The organism is Micromonospora orduensis (assembly GCF_006228125.1).
GTDB classification, from domain to species: Bacteria; Actinomycetota; Actinomycetes; order Mycobacteriales; family Micromonosporaceae; genus Micromonospora; species Micromonospora orduensis.
Genome location: NZ_VDFY01000089.1, coordinates 15,317 through 32,052, shown reverse-complemented (window position 1 = coordinate 32,052; position 16,736 = coordinate 15,317). Strand labels below are relative to the sequence as shown.

Sequence of the window (16,736 nt, the reverse complement as noted above, 5' to 3'; positions counted from 1 at the left end):
GCCCAACCGACCAGCCCGCCGCAGACCGGCCTGGTCGGTTGGGCCACCCAGAACGGTGGCACCACAGGCGGCGGGAGCGCCGCGACGACCACCGTCACCAACGCCTCGGCGCTGTCCAGCGCGCTGAACGCCACAGGCGCCGCGGTGATCCGGGTGTCCGGGACCATCTCCTGCTCGGGCATGCTGCGGGTCCGGTCCAACAAGACCATCCTCGGCAACTCCGGCGCGACCATCGCCGGCTGCGGGCTCAACATCAGCGGTGACCGCAACGTCATCATCCGGAACCTGACCTTCCGGGACTGGAACGACGACGCGATAAACGTGCAGGAGTCAGCCACCAACATCTGGATCGACCACAACAGCTTCAGCAACGGGTACGACGGCGCTGTCGACATCAAACGCGGATCGGACTTCGTCACCGTGTCCTGGAACCGGGTCTTCAACCACGACAAGACCATGCTGCTCGGCCACAGCGACGACAACGGCAGCCAGGACATCGGTCACCTGCGGGTGAGCTACCACCACAACTGGTTCGACGGCAGCAACCAGCGCAACCCCCGGGTGCGCTTCGGCAACCCGGTGCACGTGTTCAACAACTACTACCGGGCCAACGGCGGCTACGGCGTCGCGTCCACCGAGAACGCCGGCGTCCTCGTCGAGGGCAACTACTTCGAGAACGTCGACGACACGTACCACCTCGGCGAGGGTGACTCGGGTCCCGGCCGCCTGGTGGCCCGGAACAACCACTTCGTCAACTCACCCGCCGGGCAGACCGGCGGCAGCGTCGCCAGCATCCCGTACTCCTACCAGCTGGACACCGCGAGCACCGTCAAGTCCATCGTGACGGCCGGTGCCGGCGCCGGCCGGATCACCGTCTGAACGGGCGGCCCCTTGTCGTCGCGCGACGACAAGGGGCCCTGCGGCGCTCAGTGGGTGGCGCAGCCGGCGGTGGGCGCGGGCACGACCGGCGGCGCGCCGATCGTCGGCAGACCGAGCAACACCCCGGGGGTACGCGGGGAGCGGCCGGCCTCGGCGGCGTCGCCGGCCCGGGTGCGGCGGTGCGACAGGGGCGCCCCGTCGGCGTTGAGGTGATGCGGGGCGGCGTACGTGATGGCGGTGTGCACGATGTCACCGGGCCGGATCGACCCCGCGAAGCTGCCGGCGTCGAAGTGCACCAGCCGGCCGTCGCGCGCCCGGCCGGACATCCGCCCGGTCCGCTCGTCCTTGCGGCCCTCGCCGACCGCGACCAGCACCTCGACGGTCTCCCCCACCAGGCGCTTGTTCTCCGCCCAGGTGATCTCCTCCACGCAGGTGATCAGCCGCTCGTAGCGTTCCTGCACGACCTGCTTGGGCAGCTGGCCGTCCATCGTCGCGGCGGGCGTGCCGGGGCGCTTCGAATACTGGAACGTGAAGGCCGAGGAGAAGCGGGCCTCCCGCACCACGTCCAGGGTGCGCTGGAAGTCGGCCTCCGTCTCGCCGGGGAACCCGACGATGATGTCCGTGGTGATCGCCGCGTCCGGCATGGCCGCCCGGACCTTCTCGATGATGCCCAGGTAGCGCTCCGAGCGGTAGGACCGGCGCATCGCGCGGAGCACGTCGTCGGAGCCGGACTGCAACGGCATGTGCAGCGAGTGGCAGACGTTCGGCGTCTCGGCCATCGCGGCGATCACATCGTCGGTGAAGTCCTTCGGGTGCGGGCTCGTGAACCGGACCCGCTCCAGGCCGCCGATGTCGCCGCAGGCGCGCAGCAGCTTGCCGAACGCGTACCGGTCGCCGAACTCCACGCCGTAGGAGTTGACGTTCTGCCCGAGCAGCGTCACCTCCAGCACACCCTCGTCGACCAGAGCGCGCACCTCGGAGAGGATGTCGCCGGGGCGGCGGTCCCGCTCCTTGCCGCGCAGCGACGGCACGATGCAGAACGTGCAGGTGTTGTTGCAGCCCACCGAGATCGACACCCAGCCGGCGTACGTCGACTCGCGGCGGGTCGGCAGCGTGGACGGGAACACGTCAAGCGACTCGAGGATCTCCACCTCGGCGGCGGCGTTGTGCCGGGCCCGCTCCAGCAGCACCGGCAACGAACCGATGTTGTGCGTGCCGAAGACGACATCCACCCAGGGCGCCTTGCGGACGATCTCGCCACGGTCCTTCTGGGCGAGGCAGCCGCCGACCGCGATCTGCATGTCCCGGTGCTTGTCCTTCACCGGGCGCAGCCGACCGAGGTTGCCGTAGAGCCGGTTGTCGGCGTTCTCCCGCACCGCGCAGGTGTTGAAGACGACCACGTCCGGGGTGTCGTCGCCGGCGGGTGCGCGCACGTACCCCGCCTGCTCCAGCAGGCCGGAGATGCGTTCGGAGTCGTGCACGTTCATCTGGCAGCCGTACGTGACGACGTTGTAGGTCCTAGCCACCCTGTTGGCGCCCCTTCCCCTCGGACTACCAGGGTAGCGGCCCGGTCGGCAGGGCACGGAGAGCGGCATTGACCCGGGACGGGGCGCAATCAGGGCCGGCGTCAGAACGGGGGGTCGATCGTCAGGACGACGAGCCGCCGCTCGCGCAGTGTCCGCACGCTCGGATGCTCCTGGCCGATCGCCCCGGCCAACCGGTCGGCCACCACGTCAAGGTCCTCGGTCACCGTGCCGCCGGGTCCGCGCTCCGACACCAGGGCGAGGTCACCGAGGCAGCACAGCGTGTCGGGGTGCTCCGTGCCGAGCACGCTCGACAGCCGCTCGGCGGTCTCGCGCAGGCGGTCCCGCGCCGCGATCCACCCCCCGTCCTCGGCGACGCACACCGCCTGGTTCACCTCCGCCACCAGCGTGTGCGGATGATCGGGACCGAGCACCTTGCGCAATTCGCCGGCCACCCGCGTCGCCGACGCGCGGGCCGCCGACCCGCGACCGATCGCGCGTTCGGCCGCGGAGATGTTGCTCAACGTCGCCAGGGTGTGGGGATGGTCCGGACCGAGCCGAAGCTCCTCGTCGTACGCCCGGGTCACCGCGGTCATCTCGGCCAGCGCCCGGGCCGCGTCGCCGACGGCCAGCAGGTTCGCCGCTCGGCTCGACCGGCACGCGATCGTGTCCGGATTGTCTGGTCCGAAGCGTTCGTCGAGCGTCCGGTAGGCCGTCTCGAACAGCGGCGCGGCCTCGTCCGGCCGGCCCGCGCCGCGCAGGGACACCGCCAGGTTGACCTGGGCACCGAGACTCAGGAGATCATCGGGGCCGAGCACCTCGCAGTACGTGTCGTACACGGTCGTCAGCAGGGCGGCCGACCGCTCGTAGTCGCCGGCCTCCCGCAGGTCGCTGCCCAGACGGACGGCGGAGAGGAGCGTATGCGGGTGGGTGGGACCGAGCACCAGCCGCTGCCGCTGGTGCACCTCGTCGTCCCAGCGGCGAGCGGACCGGTAGTCGCCGATCAGCCGGTACGACACGGCGAGGTCGCTCGCCGCGCTCAACGTCCGAGGGTGGTCCTCGCCGAACACCTGGAGCCACGAGGCGTAGGTGGACCGGTCCCGTTCCAGCGCCTCGGCGTAGCGGCCGAGAGCCCGCAGGTCACCGGCGAGGCTGCCGGCGGTCATCAGGCTGTGCGGATGCAGCGGGCCCAGCAGGCGGCGCTGCTCGGCCAGCACCGCCTCGTCCAGGTCCCGGGCCTCGTCGAACCGCCCCATGCGGCGCAGGATGTTCGCCCGATTGAACCGAAGGTGCAGCAGCTGTCGGCCCAACGTCTCGGCGCCGGCGGTGTCCTCAAGACCGCGCAGCCGCTCCGACCAGGTGTCGTCCACCTCCTGGCTGAACCACTCGGCCTGGGTCAGGCCGCCGCGCTGGCACAGGTAGCGAACGCGGTCGATCAGCAGCTGGCCCACCGATTCGTCGGGGCAGGTGAGCGCGTCGGAGACTTCCAGGTGCGGCCAGAGCATGCGCAGCCGGGGCCAGCTGGAGGGGTCGTCCACGTCACCGCGTGGCCGCGACGCGGCCAGCACCACGTGCACCTGGTGCCGGGCGGCGATGATCTCCTCGTCGGCCATCCGGTCCCGCACCACGGCCTGCAACAGCCGATGCACCTGGACCCGGCCACCCTGCACGTCCAGCTTCAACAACGCCAGCCGGTTGATCTGCTGGATGAGGGCGCCACGCATGAGCCGCTGCGACACCGAGGGGTCGAAGGGCACGAGGGCCGCCGCCATCTCGTCGCTGTAGATCAGGTCGAGGGCGATCTCCGGTGCCAGCACCGAACAGAGCTGGAGCAGCCGGTACGCGGCGGGCGCCTGGTCGAGCAGCCGGTTCAACGACAGGTCCCAGGTGGCCTCGACGGAGAGCGTGCTGGGGCCGTGCCGTTCGATCTGCCGCAGGTAGTCGGCGACGGACGTGCCGGTGTCGGCGAGCCACGCGCCCGCCGCGGCCACCGCGATCGGCAGGTCGCCGAGCGCCTCGGCAACCCGGTCGGCCTCCTCAGCGCTGATCATGGGAACACGCTCAGCGAGGTGGGCGACGCTCTCCGCCCGGTCGAAGACGTCGACCTGGATCGGGTTGGCCCGGTCACCCCACGCACGGTTGCGGGAGGTCAACAGAACATGCCCGGGGCCCTGGGGCAGGAAGGGCTCGATCTGGTCGAGTTCCTCCGCGTTGTCGAGGACGACCAGCCACCGCTCGTACGGCTCTCCCCGACCCAGTGCCTGGAGCACCGACCGGACGGTGTCGGGCAGGGTGGGCCCGGCGACGATGCCGAGTCGACCGGCGAGGTCGGCCAGGGCGGTGTCGACGAACTGCGGTGGGTCCGCGACGATCCACCAGACGACGTCGTACGCGGACTTGAAGCGGTGCACGTACTCGAGGGCCACCTGGGTCTTTCCGACGCCGCCCAGGCCCTGCAGGGCGACCGGCAGCACCACCGCGCTGCCGCCGCCCCGCAACCGTGCCCGCAGGTTCGCCAGGTCGTCCTCGCGGCCGGTGAACCGGACGTTGCGGTTGGGGGCGTTGAAGATCAGCGGCTCGGCGCCGGGATAGCGGACGGGACCGTCGACCGAGGGCGGCACCGGTCGGCCGACCAACCGCGACACCCGCTCCACGGCTGTCGCCGCCGTCACATTGACAAGGTTGGCGGAATTCTGGGCCGGGAACTCCGCAAGCGGACGCAGATCGGCGACGTACACGGCAAGTGGGTCAGGACCGGTGTCCAGCATGCTCCCGGCGCGCATCGCCACGTACGCCGGCGAGACCACACTCAGCGCGCGTGGCGCGGGCGAACCGGCGGACCCCACGGCCGTGTCCGGCTCGACCACCCGCATGCCGGCCGAGGTGAGCACCCGTTCCAGCCACTCGGCCCAGATGGCGTCCTCCGGAGCGCAACGGAGCACGATCTGGTCGTCGATCGCCTCGGTACGCCGGCGGAAGCGAGCCTTGCCGCGCTCGCGCACCGACTCGTCCATCAACGGCAGCGCGGTCACCGCACCGTCGGTGAGGATCCCGGTCAACGTCTCGAACGCGGCCAACAGCGACGTCGGCGAGCCGGGCGGGTCACCGAACGTCGCCAACGTCTCCTCGTACGCGTAGAACGGCCGGTACGGGACCTCGACCGCGGCCCAGTACCGCCGCCGTTCCGCCTCGGTCATGCCCGCTGGCAACCCGGCGAACCGACGCATGGCCAGCAGGCGACCCGCCTCGGCCCGCTCCTTCTCGGCCTGGTCGACCCGCATCGGCACCGGCAGGACGCGGATGTCCCGCCGCCGGTAGCGGTCCCGCACCGAGTGCGCGACCCGGGCCGCGCCGTCGATGCCCTGGTCACTGAGGGTGAAGCAGTCGACAAGCGTGTCGGGCAGATGCAGGGTGCAGATATCGGCGATGTCACCCAACCCCGAACGGCTGTCGATCAGGGTGACGTCGTAGTGCCGCCTCATGTCCGCCCGCAGCTCCTCGAAGAACCGCGCGCCATCCAGCCGGTTGTAGAAGGCGTCCCAGTCCAGGCCACTGACCGAGGCGGCGTAGTCGCTGTTCTGCCGGCCGGCGGAGAGGAAGTCGAGCCGACCGCCGTCCGGGAAGTTCCACCGCAGCGAGAACGCGTGCCGCCCGACCCGGGCGTACTGCTCCATCCAGCGATCCGGCCGGTCGTCGACGCGGGTGGACTCCCACTCGTAGCCGCGGATCATGTCGATCACGCCGCTGGTGCCCTGGATCGCCTCGGCGTCGAGGAACGGGTGGAAGAAGCGGTGCAGGCCGGGTGACTCCAGGTCCCAGTCGGCGACGAGCACCCGCCTCCCGTTGGCGGCCAGGATCCACGCGACATTGGCCAGTGCCATCGTCCGGCCTGTCCCGCCCTTGAACGAGTAGAAGGTGACGACCCGACCTTCACGGTCAGTGCCCATGGATTCACTCTCCGACCCCGGCATCGCCGGTCAGAACGGGTGAGGGTCGATGATCCGGGCGACCAGCCTCCCCTCGCGCAGCGCCCGCACACTCGGGTGTTCAGCCGCGACCACCTCGCCCAGCTCCATGACCGGGGCGGTGATCGTCGCGGACGGTCGGTCGCTGGCGCTCTCCCGCAGGACGAGCGCCAGATTCGCCAGGCAACGCAGAGCGTCCGGGTGGCGCGGACCGGAGGTGGCCACCCACCGGTCGGCGGTCGCGCGGAGGCATTCGAGTGCGGCATCCCGGTCGCCCTCCTCGGCGAGGCAGATGCCGAGGTTCTCCTGAGCGGCGAGGGTGTGCGGGTGGTCCGGGCCGAGCACCTCACGCAACGCGGTGGCCGCCCGTTCGGCCGTCGCGCGGGCCTGATTCACCCGGCCCACGGCCCGCTGCGCCGCGGCGAGGTTGCTGAGGGCACCCAGGGTGTGCGGGTGCAGCACGCCCAGCCACTGCTCGTAGATCCTCGCCACCTGCTCGGCCTCGGTCACCGCGCGATCGGTCCCGCCGAGCGCCAGCAGATTGGCCACCAGGGCGGCCCGGCAGATCAGGGTCTCCGGATTGGCTCGGCCGAACTTCTCCTCGAGTACCGGGTACGCCGCGTCGAGCAGCCCGGCCGCCTCCGCCGGGTGGCCCGCGCTGCGCAGCGACACGGCTAGGCTGACCTGGGCGTTCAGGGTGTCCCCCGCCTCGCTGCCGATCTCCTTGAGGCTGGCCAGCTGGTGATGCACGGTGCGCAGCAGCACGACCGACTTGTCGTACTCGCCGGCCTCACGCAGGTCCCGCGCCAACTGCGCGGCCGAGTGCAGGGTGTACGGATTTTCCGCCCCCTGGACCGCCCGGCGGAGCTGGAGCACCGCCTCGTCCCGAACCCGGGCCGATCGGAAGTCACCCACGAGGCGGTAGGAGTGCGCGAGGTTGTTGGCCGCGGTGAGCGTACGCGGATGTTCCTCGCTGAACTCCTCGCGCCAGGCGTCGTAGGTTTCCCGGTCCCGTTCGATCGCCTTGGCGTACCGGCCGAGAGCCCGCAGGTCGGCGCCCAGGCTGCCGGCGGTCATCAGGGTGTGCGGATGCCTGTCGCCCAGCAGCGCCCGCTGCTCGTCGAGGACCTGCTCGTCCAGGGCGAGGGCGTCGTCGTAGCGGGCGAGTGCCCGCAGCACGTTCGCCCGGTTGAAGCGCAGGTGCAGCACCTGTCGACGCAGGGTGGCCAGCTCGTCCGTGCCGTAGAGGCGGTTCAGTCGCGTCGACCACACCGCGTCGACCTCCTCGGCGAACGCGTTCGCCAGGTCGAGCTCACCCTGGCGCCAGAGATACCGCACCCGGTCGATCATCAGCTCCCGGGCGGACTCGTCCTGGCAGCCCACCGCGCCGGACGCCTCGATGTGTGGCCAGAGCGTCCGGAACCGGTCCCAGGTCTGCGGATCGTCGGCGTCGCCGCGAGGCCGGGACGCCGCCAGCACCAGGTGCACCTCGTGCCGGGTGTCGGCAACCTCGTCCGGGGTCATCCCCTCCCGGACCACCGCCTGGAGCAGCCGGTGCACCAGCACCCGGCGCTTCGGCATGTTCATGGTGAGCAGGGCCGACCGGTTGATCCGTTGGACCAGCGCCCCCCGCACGAGACGCTCCGAGACCGACGAGTCGAACGGCGCCAACGCCTGCGCCATCTCGTCGCTGTGCAGCAGATCCAGGTCGATCTCCGAGGCCAGCACGGAGCAGAGCTGCAACAGTCGGTACGCCGCCGGGGACTGGGTGCGCAGCCGCGCCAGGGAGAGATCCCAGGTGGCCTCCACTGACAGGGCGCTGGGACCGTGCCGTTCGATCTGCTCCAGGTACGCGTCGACCGACGTGCCGGTGTCCGCCAGGTACGCGCCGGCGGCGGCCACCGCGACCGCCAGGTCCCCGAGCGCGTCGGCGATCCGGTCCGCCTCCTCGTCGGTGAGGGAGGGCACCCGGCGCCGCAGGTGGGCGACGCTCTCCGCGCGGGCGAAGACGTCGACCTGGATCGGGGTGGCCCGGTCCCCCCAGGCCGGGTTGCGGGAGGTGAGCAGCACGTGCCCACCTCCGCGCGGCAGGAAGCGTTCGACCGGGTCGACCTCCTCGGCGTTGTCGAACACCAGCAGCCACCGCCGGGGTTCACCCCGCCCGAGCGCCTCCAGGATCGCGTGCACGTCGTCTGCCCGGTTCGGGTGGCCCCCGAGGCCGAGCCGGGTGGCGAAGGTCGCCAGCGACCTCTCCACGTCGGCGTCGGCCGACTCCGCGCCGACGGTGATCCACCAGACCGCGTCGTACGCGGACTTGAAGCGGTGCACGTACTCCAGGGCGAGTTCGGTCTTGCCGACGCCACCCATCCCCTGGAGAGCGACCGGCACGGCGGCGGCCCCGCCGCCGGTCAGGTGCCGGCGCAGGATGGCCAGCTCACCTTCCCGGCCGGTGAACCGCGCGTTGCGGTTCGGGGCTTCGAACACGGCTGGCTCGACGGCAGGGAAGCGCAGGCCGGCGTCGCCGGGACCGTCGGTGCGCAACGGGGGCGGGCGATCCACCAGCCGGAGCAGTCGCTCCGCCGCGGTCGCCGCGCTGACGTTCACCAGGTGGGTGGAGGAGGCCACCGCGAACTCGGCGAGCGGCCGCAGGTCGCTCACGTAGACCGCGAGGGGAGTGGTGCCGGCGGCCGGGTCCCGAGGGGGCAGCGCGGTGGGAGGCAGGGCCACGTAGGCGGAGGAGAGGATGGTCAGCGTACGGGCCGGTGGCTGGGCGCCGGGCTCGGCCGGCTGCGTCCCGTCGACGACCCGCACACCTGCCGAGCTGAGCACCCGCTCGATCCATTCCGCCCAGACCGCGTCCTCCGGGGCGTAGCGGAGCATGAGATCGTCGTCGGGGAGTTCGTAGCGGCGCCGGAAGCGCGCCTTCTCCCGCTCGCGCACCGACTCGTCCATCGGCGGCATCCCGCGTACGGCACCGTCGGTCAGCTCCGCTGTCAGGGTCTCGAACGCCGCCAGCAGCGAGGTGGGCGAACCGGGGGCGTCGCCGAAGGTCGCCAGCGTCTCCTCGTACGCGTAGAACGGCCGGTACGGCACCTCGACCGCCGCCCAGTAGCGCCGACGGTCCGCCTCCGTCATGCCGGTGGGGAGCCCGGCGAACCGGCGCATCGCAAGCGCCCGTCCGGCGTCGGCCTTCTCCTTCTCCGCCTGGTCGACCCGCATCGGCACCGGCAGGATCCGGATGTCGCGGCGCGGATAGTGGTCGGCGACGGCTCGGGCGACCTGTGCGGCACCCTCGATGCCCTGGTCGCTGAGTGTGAAACAGTCGACCAGGACGTCCGGCAGGTGCAGGGTGCAGATGTCGGCGACGTCGCTGAGCCCGGTCCGGCTGTCGATCAGGGTGTAGTCGTACTCGCGCTTCATGTCCGCGCGCAGCGCCTCGAGGAACCGTTCGCCGCCCAGACGGTGGTAGAAGGTGTCCCAGTCCAGGCCGCTCACCGAGACGGCGTAGTCGCTGTTCTGACGACCGGCGGAGAGGAAGTCCAACCCGCCGCCGCCCGCGAACTGCCAACCCAGGGAGAACGCGTACCGGTTGACCCGGGCGTACTGCTCGACCCAGTCCGCCGGCCGCGCCGCGTCGCGCATGGTCTCCGACTCGTAGTCGTGGATGAGGTCGATGACGCCGCCGGTGCCGCCGATCGCCGCCACGTCCAGGAACGGGTGGAAGAAGCGGTGCAGGCCGGGCGACTCCAGGTCCCAGTCGGTGACCAGCACCCGCTTGCCGTTGGCAGCCAGGATCCACGCGACGTTGGCCAGCGCCATCGTCCGGCCCGTTCCGCCCTTGAACGAGTAGAAGGTGACTATCTGACCGTCGCGCTCATTGCTCATCGGGCATCTCCGGGGCTTCGATCGGTGGCGAGACCGAGGTACGCAGGCTGGGTGGCCGGGTGCTGGGCACCGATGCCGGGAACACCGCGCCGTGCTTCAGGTACAGCCGTCGGGCCTCGGTCACCAGGGTCGGCATCAGTCCCGCGAACTCGTCCATCCGGCCGACCCACCGGGCCCGCGTCGCCCCGGAGTCCTGGAGGACGCCCAGCGCCAGCCGTGCCAGGTCGGCGCCGCGGTGCGCGTCGCGCGGATCGTCGGCGTCGGTCACCAGGAGTGGAACCGCCCATGGTGGAAGCGCCCGCGCCGCGGCCCGCAGGGCCGCCAGGCCGCCGGGCCGCTCGGTGATCCACGGGTCGATCAGGACCACACCCGGACGGATCTCGAGCAGATCCTCGGCGTCGGCGAAGTCGGTGGTACGCACCGGCAGTCCCAGTCGCTCGGCGGTGCTCGCCGCGTACTCGGCCAACGGGAGTTCCTGCCGTGCCCCGAATGGTCGCCACAGCCGACTGCGGTCGGCGTACGACGACGCCTGCCGTCCCTGCGGCAGCTGGTCCCTGGTGGGCGCGAGCACCGCCACCACGAACGCCGGGTCGGCCGAGGCCTGCCGCGAGACCTCGTCCAGGGCGGGTGCCCGGGACGGCCGCAGCCAGAACCGGCGGGTGGGCTCCACGATCCGCCAAGCCAACCGCCCCAGCAGGAGCTGGTACTGCTCCCGATAGGCCCCGAGCATGCAGAGCGCACGCATGCCGTTCTCGGCGTACGCGGGGACGTCCCGCCCCAGGTCCAGTGCCGCGTCCAGTTCGGGATGGTCCTCCCAACTGGGGACCGGGATCCAGAGGACCGGCACCACGTGTTGGGACGGCACGACGGGCGGCACCGACCCGGCGTCCGCGGCGGCGTCCAGCCGGGCAAGGAAGGACTCCTGTTCGCCAAGTGCCCACGGCCGGTTGAAGTAGCCCGGCGAGTAGAGCGGCACGAACACCTGGGCCGCGCCGAGGGCACCCGCCAGGGCCGCCTTCATGTCGGCGCCGGGCGGAATGTACTGGTCGATGAAGCCGATCTCCACGCCCGGCCGTGGTGACGCGAGCCGACCCACCTCGCCCGACAGATCCGCGAAGAAGCGTCCGACCCAGACGTCGGTGTCGGTGCGGGCGCTCTGCACCGGCGCGGAATGCGCGTAGCTCAGGAAGAAGTAGGTCTCACGCGTCGGCGCCGTCCCGGCGGCGGTGCGCGGCATCATACGGCTGCCTCCTCGCCGAAGAGCGTGTGCAACTCGTCGACTCCCTTGGGCACCAGCGGGTGGACGCGGTAGGTCCGATGGATCGCCACCACCCGCTGGGCGAGACGCCACACGACCGCGCGGTACGCCTGCTCCAATTGCATGGTCAGCAATCCGTAGACCCCCTCCTGCTCGTACTGGCGCGCAACGGTGTTGTCGTCCGGTATCGCGGTCGGCGAAAACCGTTGGATGGCACGGATGCTCGGCGGCAGTGACGCCTCGGCCGTCGGCGACCAGTTGACGGGAACGATTGCCGTCTCGTGCGCGGAGGCACCCGGACCGCGAGGTTCGATCCGGCGTCGCGCGAAGGCGTGCCACTCCATCGCGCACCACGGGCTGCTGATGAAGGAACTGGACACCAGAGGGATGAAGACCTGGCAGGTGCCGGCGGCGTGCAGCAGTTCCGGGGTCCATCGCTCACCACCGGAGAGCGTGCTGTCCATGAAGCCGGGGTCGACACCGGTCGGCAGTCCGACCAGCTCGCTGACGTGCGTGGAGAGGTCGTCGAAGAACCGGGAGACGTACTCCTGGGGATTGTTACCGGCCCGGCGGACCGTCGGACGCGAATAGCTCACGAAGAACAGCGGGGTTCGCGTATCCGCGATCGCTACCGCTTCGCTCACCGTCGTTCCTCCGCCGTCCGGAAAGCGACCGAGTTCTCAGCGTAAGGCGTACGTCAATGTCGCGGGCTGATCCGGTTGCCCACGAACCACTTTACGGCGAAGTCCACTGTGGGACGTATCGGGAACAGCCGAGTTGCCGCCTGCCCCACCACGCCGGGACGCACGAACGGCTCGTCGTCCAGGCTCGCGCCGAGGGCGTCGAAGTCGCTGTCGTCCAACTCCGGTGCGACGAAGTCGCAGCGGAGCCGCCGTTCGCCGGCCTGACGGTAACAGCGGTAGGCCTGGACCGGAACGTTCGACAGGCGGTACTCGGCCAGGTGCAGGGCGCTGCACGCGTCGTAGCCGACGCCGAGGAGCAGAACGTGCCCGCCGGTGTCGTACATCCGACCAATCGGGGACCGCGACCCCAGGTGGGAGCCCAGGGCATGGTCGGCGGTCAGGAACGCCGCCCGGCGTCCGACGGCCGCGAACGAGGTCTGCGGATGGTCACTTCGGACAGCTCCCGGCAGGAGCCGCACGTACTCGGCGAACGCGCCGACACCCTGCGCGGCGGTGCGCTCGCGGTCCCAGCCCGGCAGGCTCGCCTCGTACCGGAGCCGCTCGTGGGCGCTCATCCCCCGGGTCGCCTCGTGCCAGGTACGTGAGGTCGTCGAGTTGCCCGCGTTGTGCGTCGGTACGACAAGCGTGCCGTCCGGACCGAGCACCGCGCTGAGCGCCTCGACCAGCGTCTCCGCCCCCTTCGCCAGGGGGCCGACCCGGCGCAGCGAGGAGTGCACCAGGACGTCCTGCCCGGCGGCGACACCCGACGCCCGCAGGTGGGCGGCGAGAGTGCCGACGTCGAACGGGAGCGCCGCCGGATCGGTCACACCAGCTCCGCCAGCGCGCGTCGCATTCCCTCGACGAAGCGGTCCCCGGCACCGGTCAACGAGCCGCTCGCCGCCAACGCGTCGAGCGCCTGGCCCGTCCAGGTGCGGTAGCGGGCGGCGAGGGTCGCGGCCATCGGGTCGGCGGGTCGGTCGGCGACCGCGCGGGCATGCCAGACCTCGGCAACCGCCAGGTGGGCGTACGCGCCCTGAAGCACCCCCTCCAGGGGGCGCGGATCGGGACGCCAGGCCACCCGCAGCCGGGCCGGCGACCCCGGTTCGACCAGGTCGTACAGGTCGAGTGCCGCACCGAGCTTGGAGTGCTGCCACTCGTGCACGAGCAGCACGGCGAGGGTCGCCGGGTCGGCGATCGGGCCCACCGCCACGGCGCCGAACGCGGCGCGGGCGGTGGCACTGCGCAGCGCACCCGTGGGAGGGGTGTCCAGCGGGACGACCGCTCGCATGCCGATGCTCATCGCCTCGGCGTGCCGGGGGACGTCCCGCTCGGCGAGCTGCCACGCCGTGGCCACCGTACGGCCCAGCTCGGCCGCAGGACCCCCGGCCAGGCGTTCGCGCACCCGATCCCCGTAGCAGTCCCGCGCCGGATCGAGGTCCTCGATGGTCAGGTCATGATCGGGAAGCGGGCCAGGTTGGGTGGGCAGCCAGCCCGATGGCCAGGTGGTCGGCTCGTCCAACCTGACGTCGTGTGGATCCCCTCCGGCGACCAGTCGGAAGCCGCCGGGGCGAACGGTGAGCAGAGCGGCGTCGACGCCGGCGAACGGCAGCCGGAAGACGCCGAGCGTGGGCAGGAACACCTGCCCGCCCAGGACGGGGACCCGCAGCTCGGCGGCGACTCCCGCCCGGACGGCAACCGCCGCCGCGAGCGCGGCGACCGGGTCCGGTTCGGGTGTACGCGGCACCGGTCGGGCGGCCGCCTGAAGCCGCCGGATCAGCCGGGGGCGGACGAACGGATGGCGGAGCACGGCCCGGACCGTGTCCGGCACGGTCGCGTCCAGGTCGACGAGGAGGTCCCATCCGGAATCGGGCGCCGCCGTCTCCCGGCTGGCCGCCAGCAGCGCGCGGACGATGGCCAGTTGGGAGTCCACCAGGAACGTGATCGACTCCGGGTCGCCGTGACCGCCCGCGATGTCGTCCAGCGTCCGCTCCGCGTCGGACGACACGACCGCAAGGGACAGCACCGGCTGCCGCTCGGCGGGGATTCCCCCCGCCTGTCGCGGCACCGCAACCGGGGCGGTCCCGGGCGCTCGCCGGTCGATGATCGAGATCAGCGCCCGGAGGTCGGTGCAGTAGACGGACGGATTGTCGAAGCCGGCGCCGGACCGGTAGCGGTGCGCGTACAGGCCGCCGCCGCAGCGGACGACGACCGGGCAGGACCGGCAGATCGCGGAGAGCCCCGCCAGCCCGCTCTGCCGGGTCGCCACACCGGGATGCCGCGCCGCCTCGTCCACCGTGTGGTCGAAGACCGTCAGGCCCGTCCCGGCGGCACCGTCGTACGCCACCTTCAGCGAGTCCGCCTGCTCCCAGGTGCCGTCGGTCTCGACCACCACCAGGTCCGCCGGCCCGAGGCCGACGGCCTCCGTGCCGGCGGACGTCCCGCGCGGATCCAACGCATCGAACAGGCGGATCGACACCGGTCGTCCGTCGTCCACCCACCGCCGGTGGATCCGGCCGAGCCAGTCCGCGTACGGGGTGGGGGCACCGCCCGGTCGGACCGGCGGATGATCCCAGGTGTGGTGCGGCAGCAGCAGGTCGATCCGGGGTGGTTCCTCGGCGAGCAGGGCGTCGTAGACCGCATCCGGGTCGTTTGCCACGTCCACAGTGCAGAGGATCCCGGCGTAGCTGTCGCGGTACTCGGGGCTTCGGAGCAGGGCCAGGGCCCGCCGGACCGGATCATGACTGCTGGCGCCGTTGGCGAATCGGCGGTGCCGGTCGTTGGCGACACGGTCGCCGTCCAGGGAGATCCCCACCTTGACGTCGTACTCGACGAAGATGTCGCAGAAGGTGGGGTCGAGCCGGACCCCGTTGGTCTGCATCCGCAGGTCGAGCACGGCGGTCGGCTCGATCGCCGTCCGCAGCCCGCTGAGGATCCGCCGCATCCGTGCCGGACCGAGCAGCAACGGCTCGCCGCCGTGCAGCACGACGTGCACCACCGGCAGGTCGTGTGCGCTGGCGTGCTCGGCGATCCGGGCCGCGGCGGCGTCCAGCGTCTGCGTCGCCATCTCGCGTGGGCGACCCCGCCAGGTCTGGTCGGCGTGCTCGTAGACGTAGCAGTGGTCGCAACTCAGGTCGCAACGGCTGTGCACCTTCAGGACGTACTGGCTGATCGCGGCGCCTGGCGGGGCCGGCACGGATCGCCCGGCCGTCATAGGGTCAGATGGCCGAATTGAAGGCGGTGACGGGTACGACCGTCTCCGCCGGACCGGTGATCGGGGGGAGGACGCGGCGCAGGAGCACGTCGACCGTCTCGGGGTGCTCGGTCGCGACCTGGTCGAGCCGAGTCCTCAGGATCGACGCGATCGGGTCGGGACTCCGACCGGCGGGCGGTGCGGGCTTCTGGTCCACAGTGAGTCTCCGGGTCCCGTGGGAACCCCACGGGAGGTGTGATGGACGGCCCGAGGGCCCTGACGCGCCACCAGAATAGGCAACAGCCCCAACGATGTCATCGTTGGTCAAGTAGCGCACGAGACGAGGAGAAGCGCCCATGTGCCGGAGCATCAAGACGCTGCGTGAGCCGTTCACCCCGCAGGTGACGGAGACGGACATCGAGGCGGCGGCGTTGCAGTACGTCCGGAAGATCTCTGGCTTCCGGGCGCCCGCCGCGCACAACGCCGCCGCCTTCGACGCCGCGGTGGCCGCCGTGGCGGAGGCCACCCGCACCCTGCTCGCCCAGCTCGTGGTCCGGGGTGCCGGGGCAGGCGCCGTGGACCGGCCGACCGCCGCCCAGCACCGCGGCTGACCGTCGGCGCGGGGCGTCGGCCGGGGCCTGACCGGTGGGTCAGGCCGCGGCGAGCGCCGGCGCGACGGTGTCCGGTGCCCACCGCGAGCGGTGACACTGCGACCAGCCCCGACAGCCGGGGTCGCCGAGCGTGCAGAGCCGCTGCCGGCTGAGCACCTCACCGTCGTCGGTGTCCCGTACGTCGAAGTGCACCGGGCGGACCGTCCCGTCCGGGACGACGAGCAGGTGCCGCGTGGCGTCGAGCGTGTCGTCGCGCAGTAGACAGTTGCGGCCCAGCAGCCGGGCCAGCGCGGCGATGCTGGCGTGCTCGGGGAGCCGCTCGGGCACCCCGTAGCAGTCCACCACCGTCGAGAACTCGCCTGGCGCCTGCCAGACGTCACAGACGACCGCGTACGCCGGCAGCCGGGCCGGATCTGCCGCCGCCAGGGGCATCACCACCCGACCGAGCGCCTCGGCCAGTGCCGGGTAGACCTCCACGGGTCGTACCCGGTCGATTCTCCAGTTCCACAGCTCGGTCATTCCGCCTCCTCGCTGCGTTCGTCCCACCGGCCTCCGGATCGGGCCTTACTGACGATGGTGGGGGGCATTTGACCCCAGCCGGGGGCAAGTTACCGGTCTGTGACCATTCCGGGCAAAATTTCCCTGAGCGGCATTGCTCCGAGTAGCGGGAAGGTGACAGTTTATCGGGTACGGTGTGCGATCCGCGCCACCGCCACCGCGTGTCCGACGTCCGTCCCCGCGA

Annotated in this window: 11 protein-coding genes; 2 read left to right on the top strand and 9 right to left on the bottom strand. The window is 71.6% G+C overall.

What is annotated here, in order from left to right; translation table 11 throughout:
• Nucleotides 1-879, top strand: an 879-nt coding sequence (locus FHG89_RS04680) for a pectate lyase family protein (RefSeq protein ID WP_208760857.1), incomplete at its 5' end; no start/stop codon positions are given.
• A 47-nt stretch (nt 880-926) separates the two neighbouring features.
• Here FHG89_RS04680 and miaB read toward each other — a convergent pair.
• From miaB to FHG89_RS04640, 8 genes are all read right to left on the bottom strand, one after another.
• Entirely contained in the window at nt 927-2,405 is a 1,479-nt protein-coding gene (gene miaB, locus FHG89_RS04675; protein ID WP_139583084.1) for a tRNA (N6-isopentenyl adenosine(37)-C2)-methylthiotransferase MiaB, read from the bottom strand.
• A gap of 101 nt (nt 2,406-2,506) precedes the next feature.
• Nucleotides 2,507-6,349, bottom strand: a complete 3,843-nt coding sequence (fxsT, locus tag FHG89_RS04670; protein ID WP_139583083.1) for an FxSxx-COOH system tetratricopeptide repeat protein — start codon at nt 6,347-6,349, stop codon at nt 2,507-2,509.
• A gap of 30 nt (nt 6,350-6,379) precedes the next feature.
• A complete protein-coding gene (gene fxsT / locus FHG89_RS04665; protein WP_139583081.1) occupies nt 6,380-10,252 on the bottom strand; it encodes an FxSxx-COOH system tetratricopeptide repeat protein in 3,873 nt (1,290 codons plus the stop codon).
• On the bottom strand, nt 10,242-11,492 hold the full coding sequence (locus FHG89_RS04660; RefSeq protein ID WP_139583080.1) for a TIR-like protein FxsC: 1,251 nt from the start codon (nt 11,490-11,492) through the stop codon (nt 10,242-10,244). Before FHG89_RS04660 ends, fxsT (FHG89_RS04665) begins: the two co-directional genes overlap by 11 nt.
• The gene (locus FHG89_RS04655) at nt 11,489-12,154 is read right to left on the bottom strand and encodes a TIR-like protein FxsC (protein WP_139583079.1); all 666 of its coding nucleotides are present in this window, start codon (nt 12,152-12,154) and stop codon (nt 11,489-11,491) included. Before FHG89_RS04655 ends, FHG89_RS04660 begins: the two co-directional genes overlap by 4 nt.
• 53 nt (nt 12,155-12,207) lie before the next feature.
• Nucleotides 12,208-13,020: an AAC(3) family N-acetyltransferase gene (locus FHG89_RS04650; RefSeq protein WP_139583077.1), complete on the bottom strand. Its 813-nt coding sequence runs from the start codon at nt 13,018-13,020 to the stop codon at nt 12,208-12,210.
• A complete protein-coding gene (locus tag FHG89_RS04645) occupies nt 13,017-15,386 on the bottom strand; it encodes an FxsB family cyclophane-forming radical SAM/SPASM peptide maturase (RefSeq protein ID WP_244295156.1) in 2,370 nt (789 codons plus the stop codon). Before FHG89_RS04645 ends, FHG89_RS04650 begins: the two co-directional genes overlap by 4 nt.
• A gap of 22 nt (nt 15,387-15,408) precedes the next feature.
• Entirely contained in the window at nt 15,409-15,600 is a 192-nt protein-coding gene (locus tag FHG89_RS04640; RefSeq protein ID WP_139583073.1) for a hypothetical protein, read from the bottom strand.
• 139 nt (nt 15,601-15,739) lie between these two features.
• Between FHG89_RS04640 and FHG89_RS04635 the strand changes: the two genes are divergently transcribed.
• A complete protein-coding gene (locus tag FHG89_RS04635) occupies nt 15,740-15,994 on the top strand; it encodes a DUF2277 family protein (RefSeq protein ID WP_139583072.1) in 255 nt (84 codons plus the stop codon).
• A gap of 39 nt (nt 15,995-16,033) precedes the next feature.
• On the opposite strand, the gene FHG89_RS04630 is transcribed toward FHG89_RS04635, so the two are convergent.
• Complete coding sequence (locus FHG89_RS04630) at nt 16,034-16,513, bottom strand: hypothetical protein (RefSeq protein WP_139583071.1); 480 nt, start codon at nt 16,511-16,513, stop codon at nt 16,034-16,036.
• Nucleotides 16,514-16,736 lie beyond the last annotated feature (223 nt).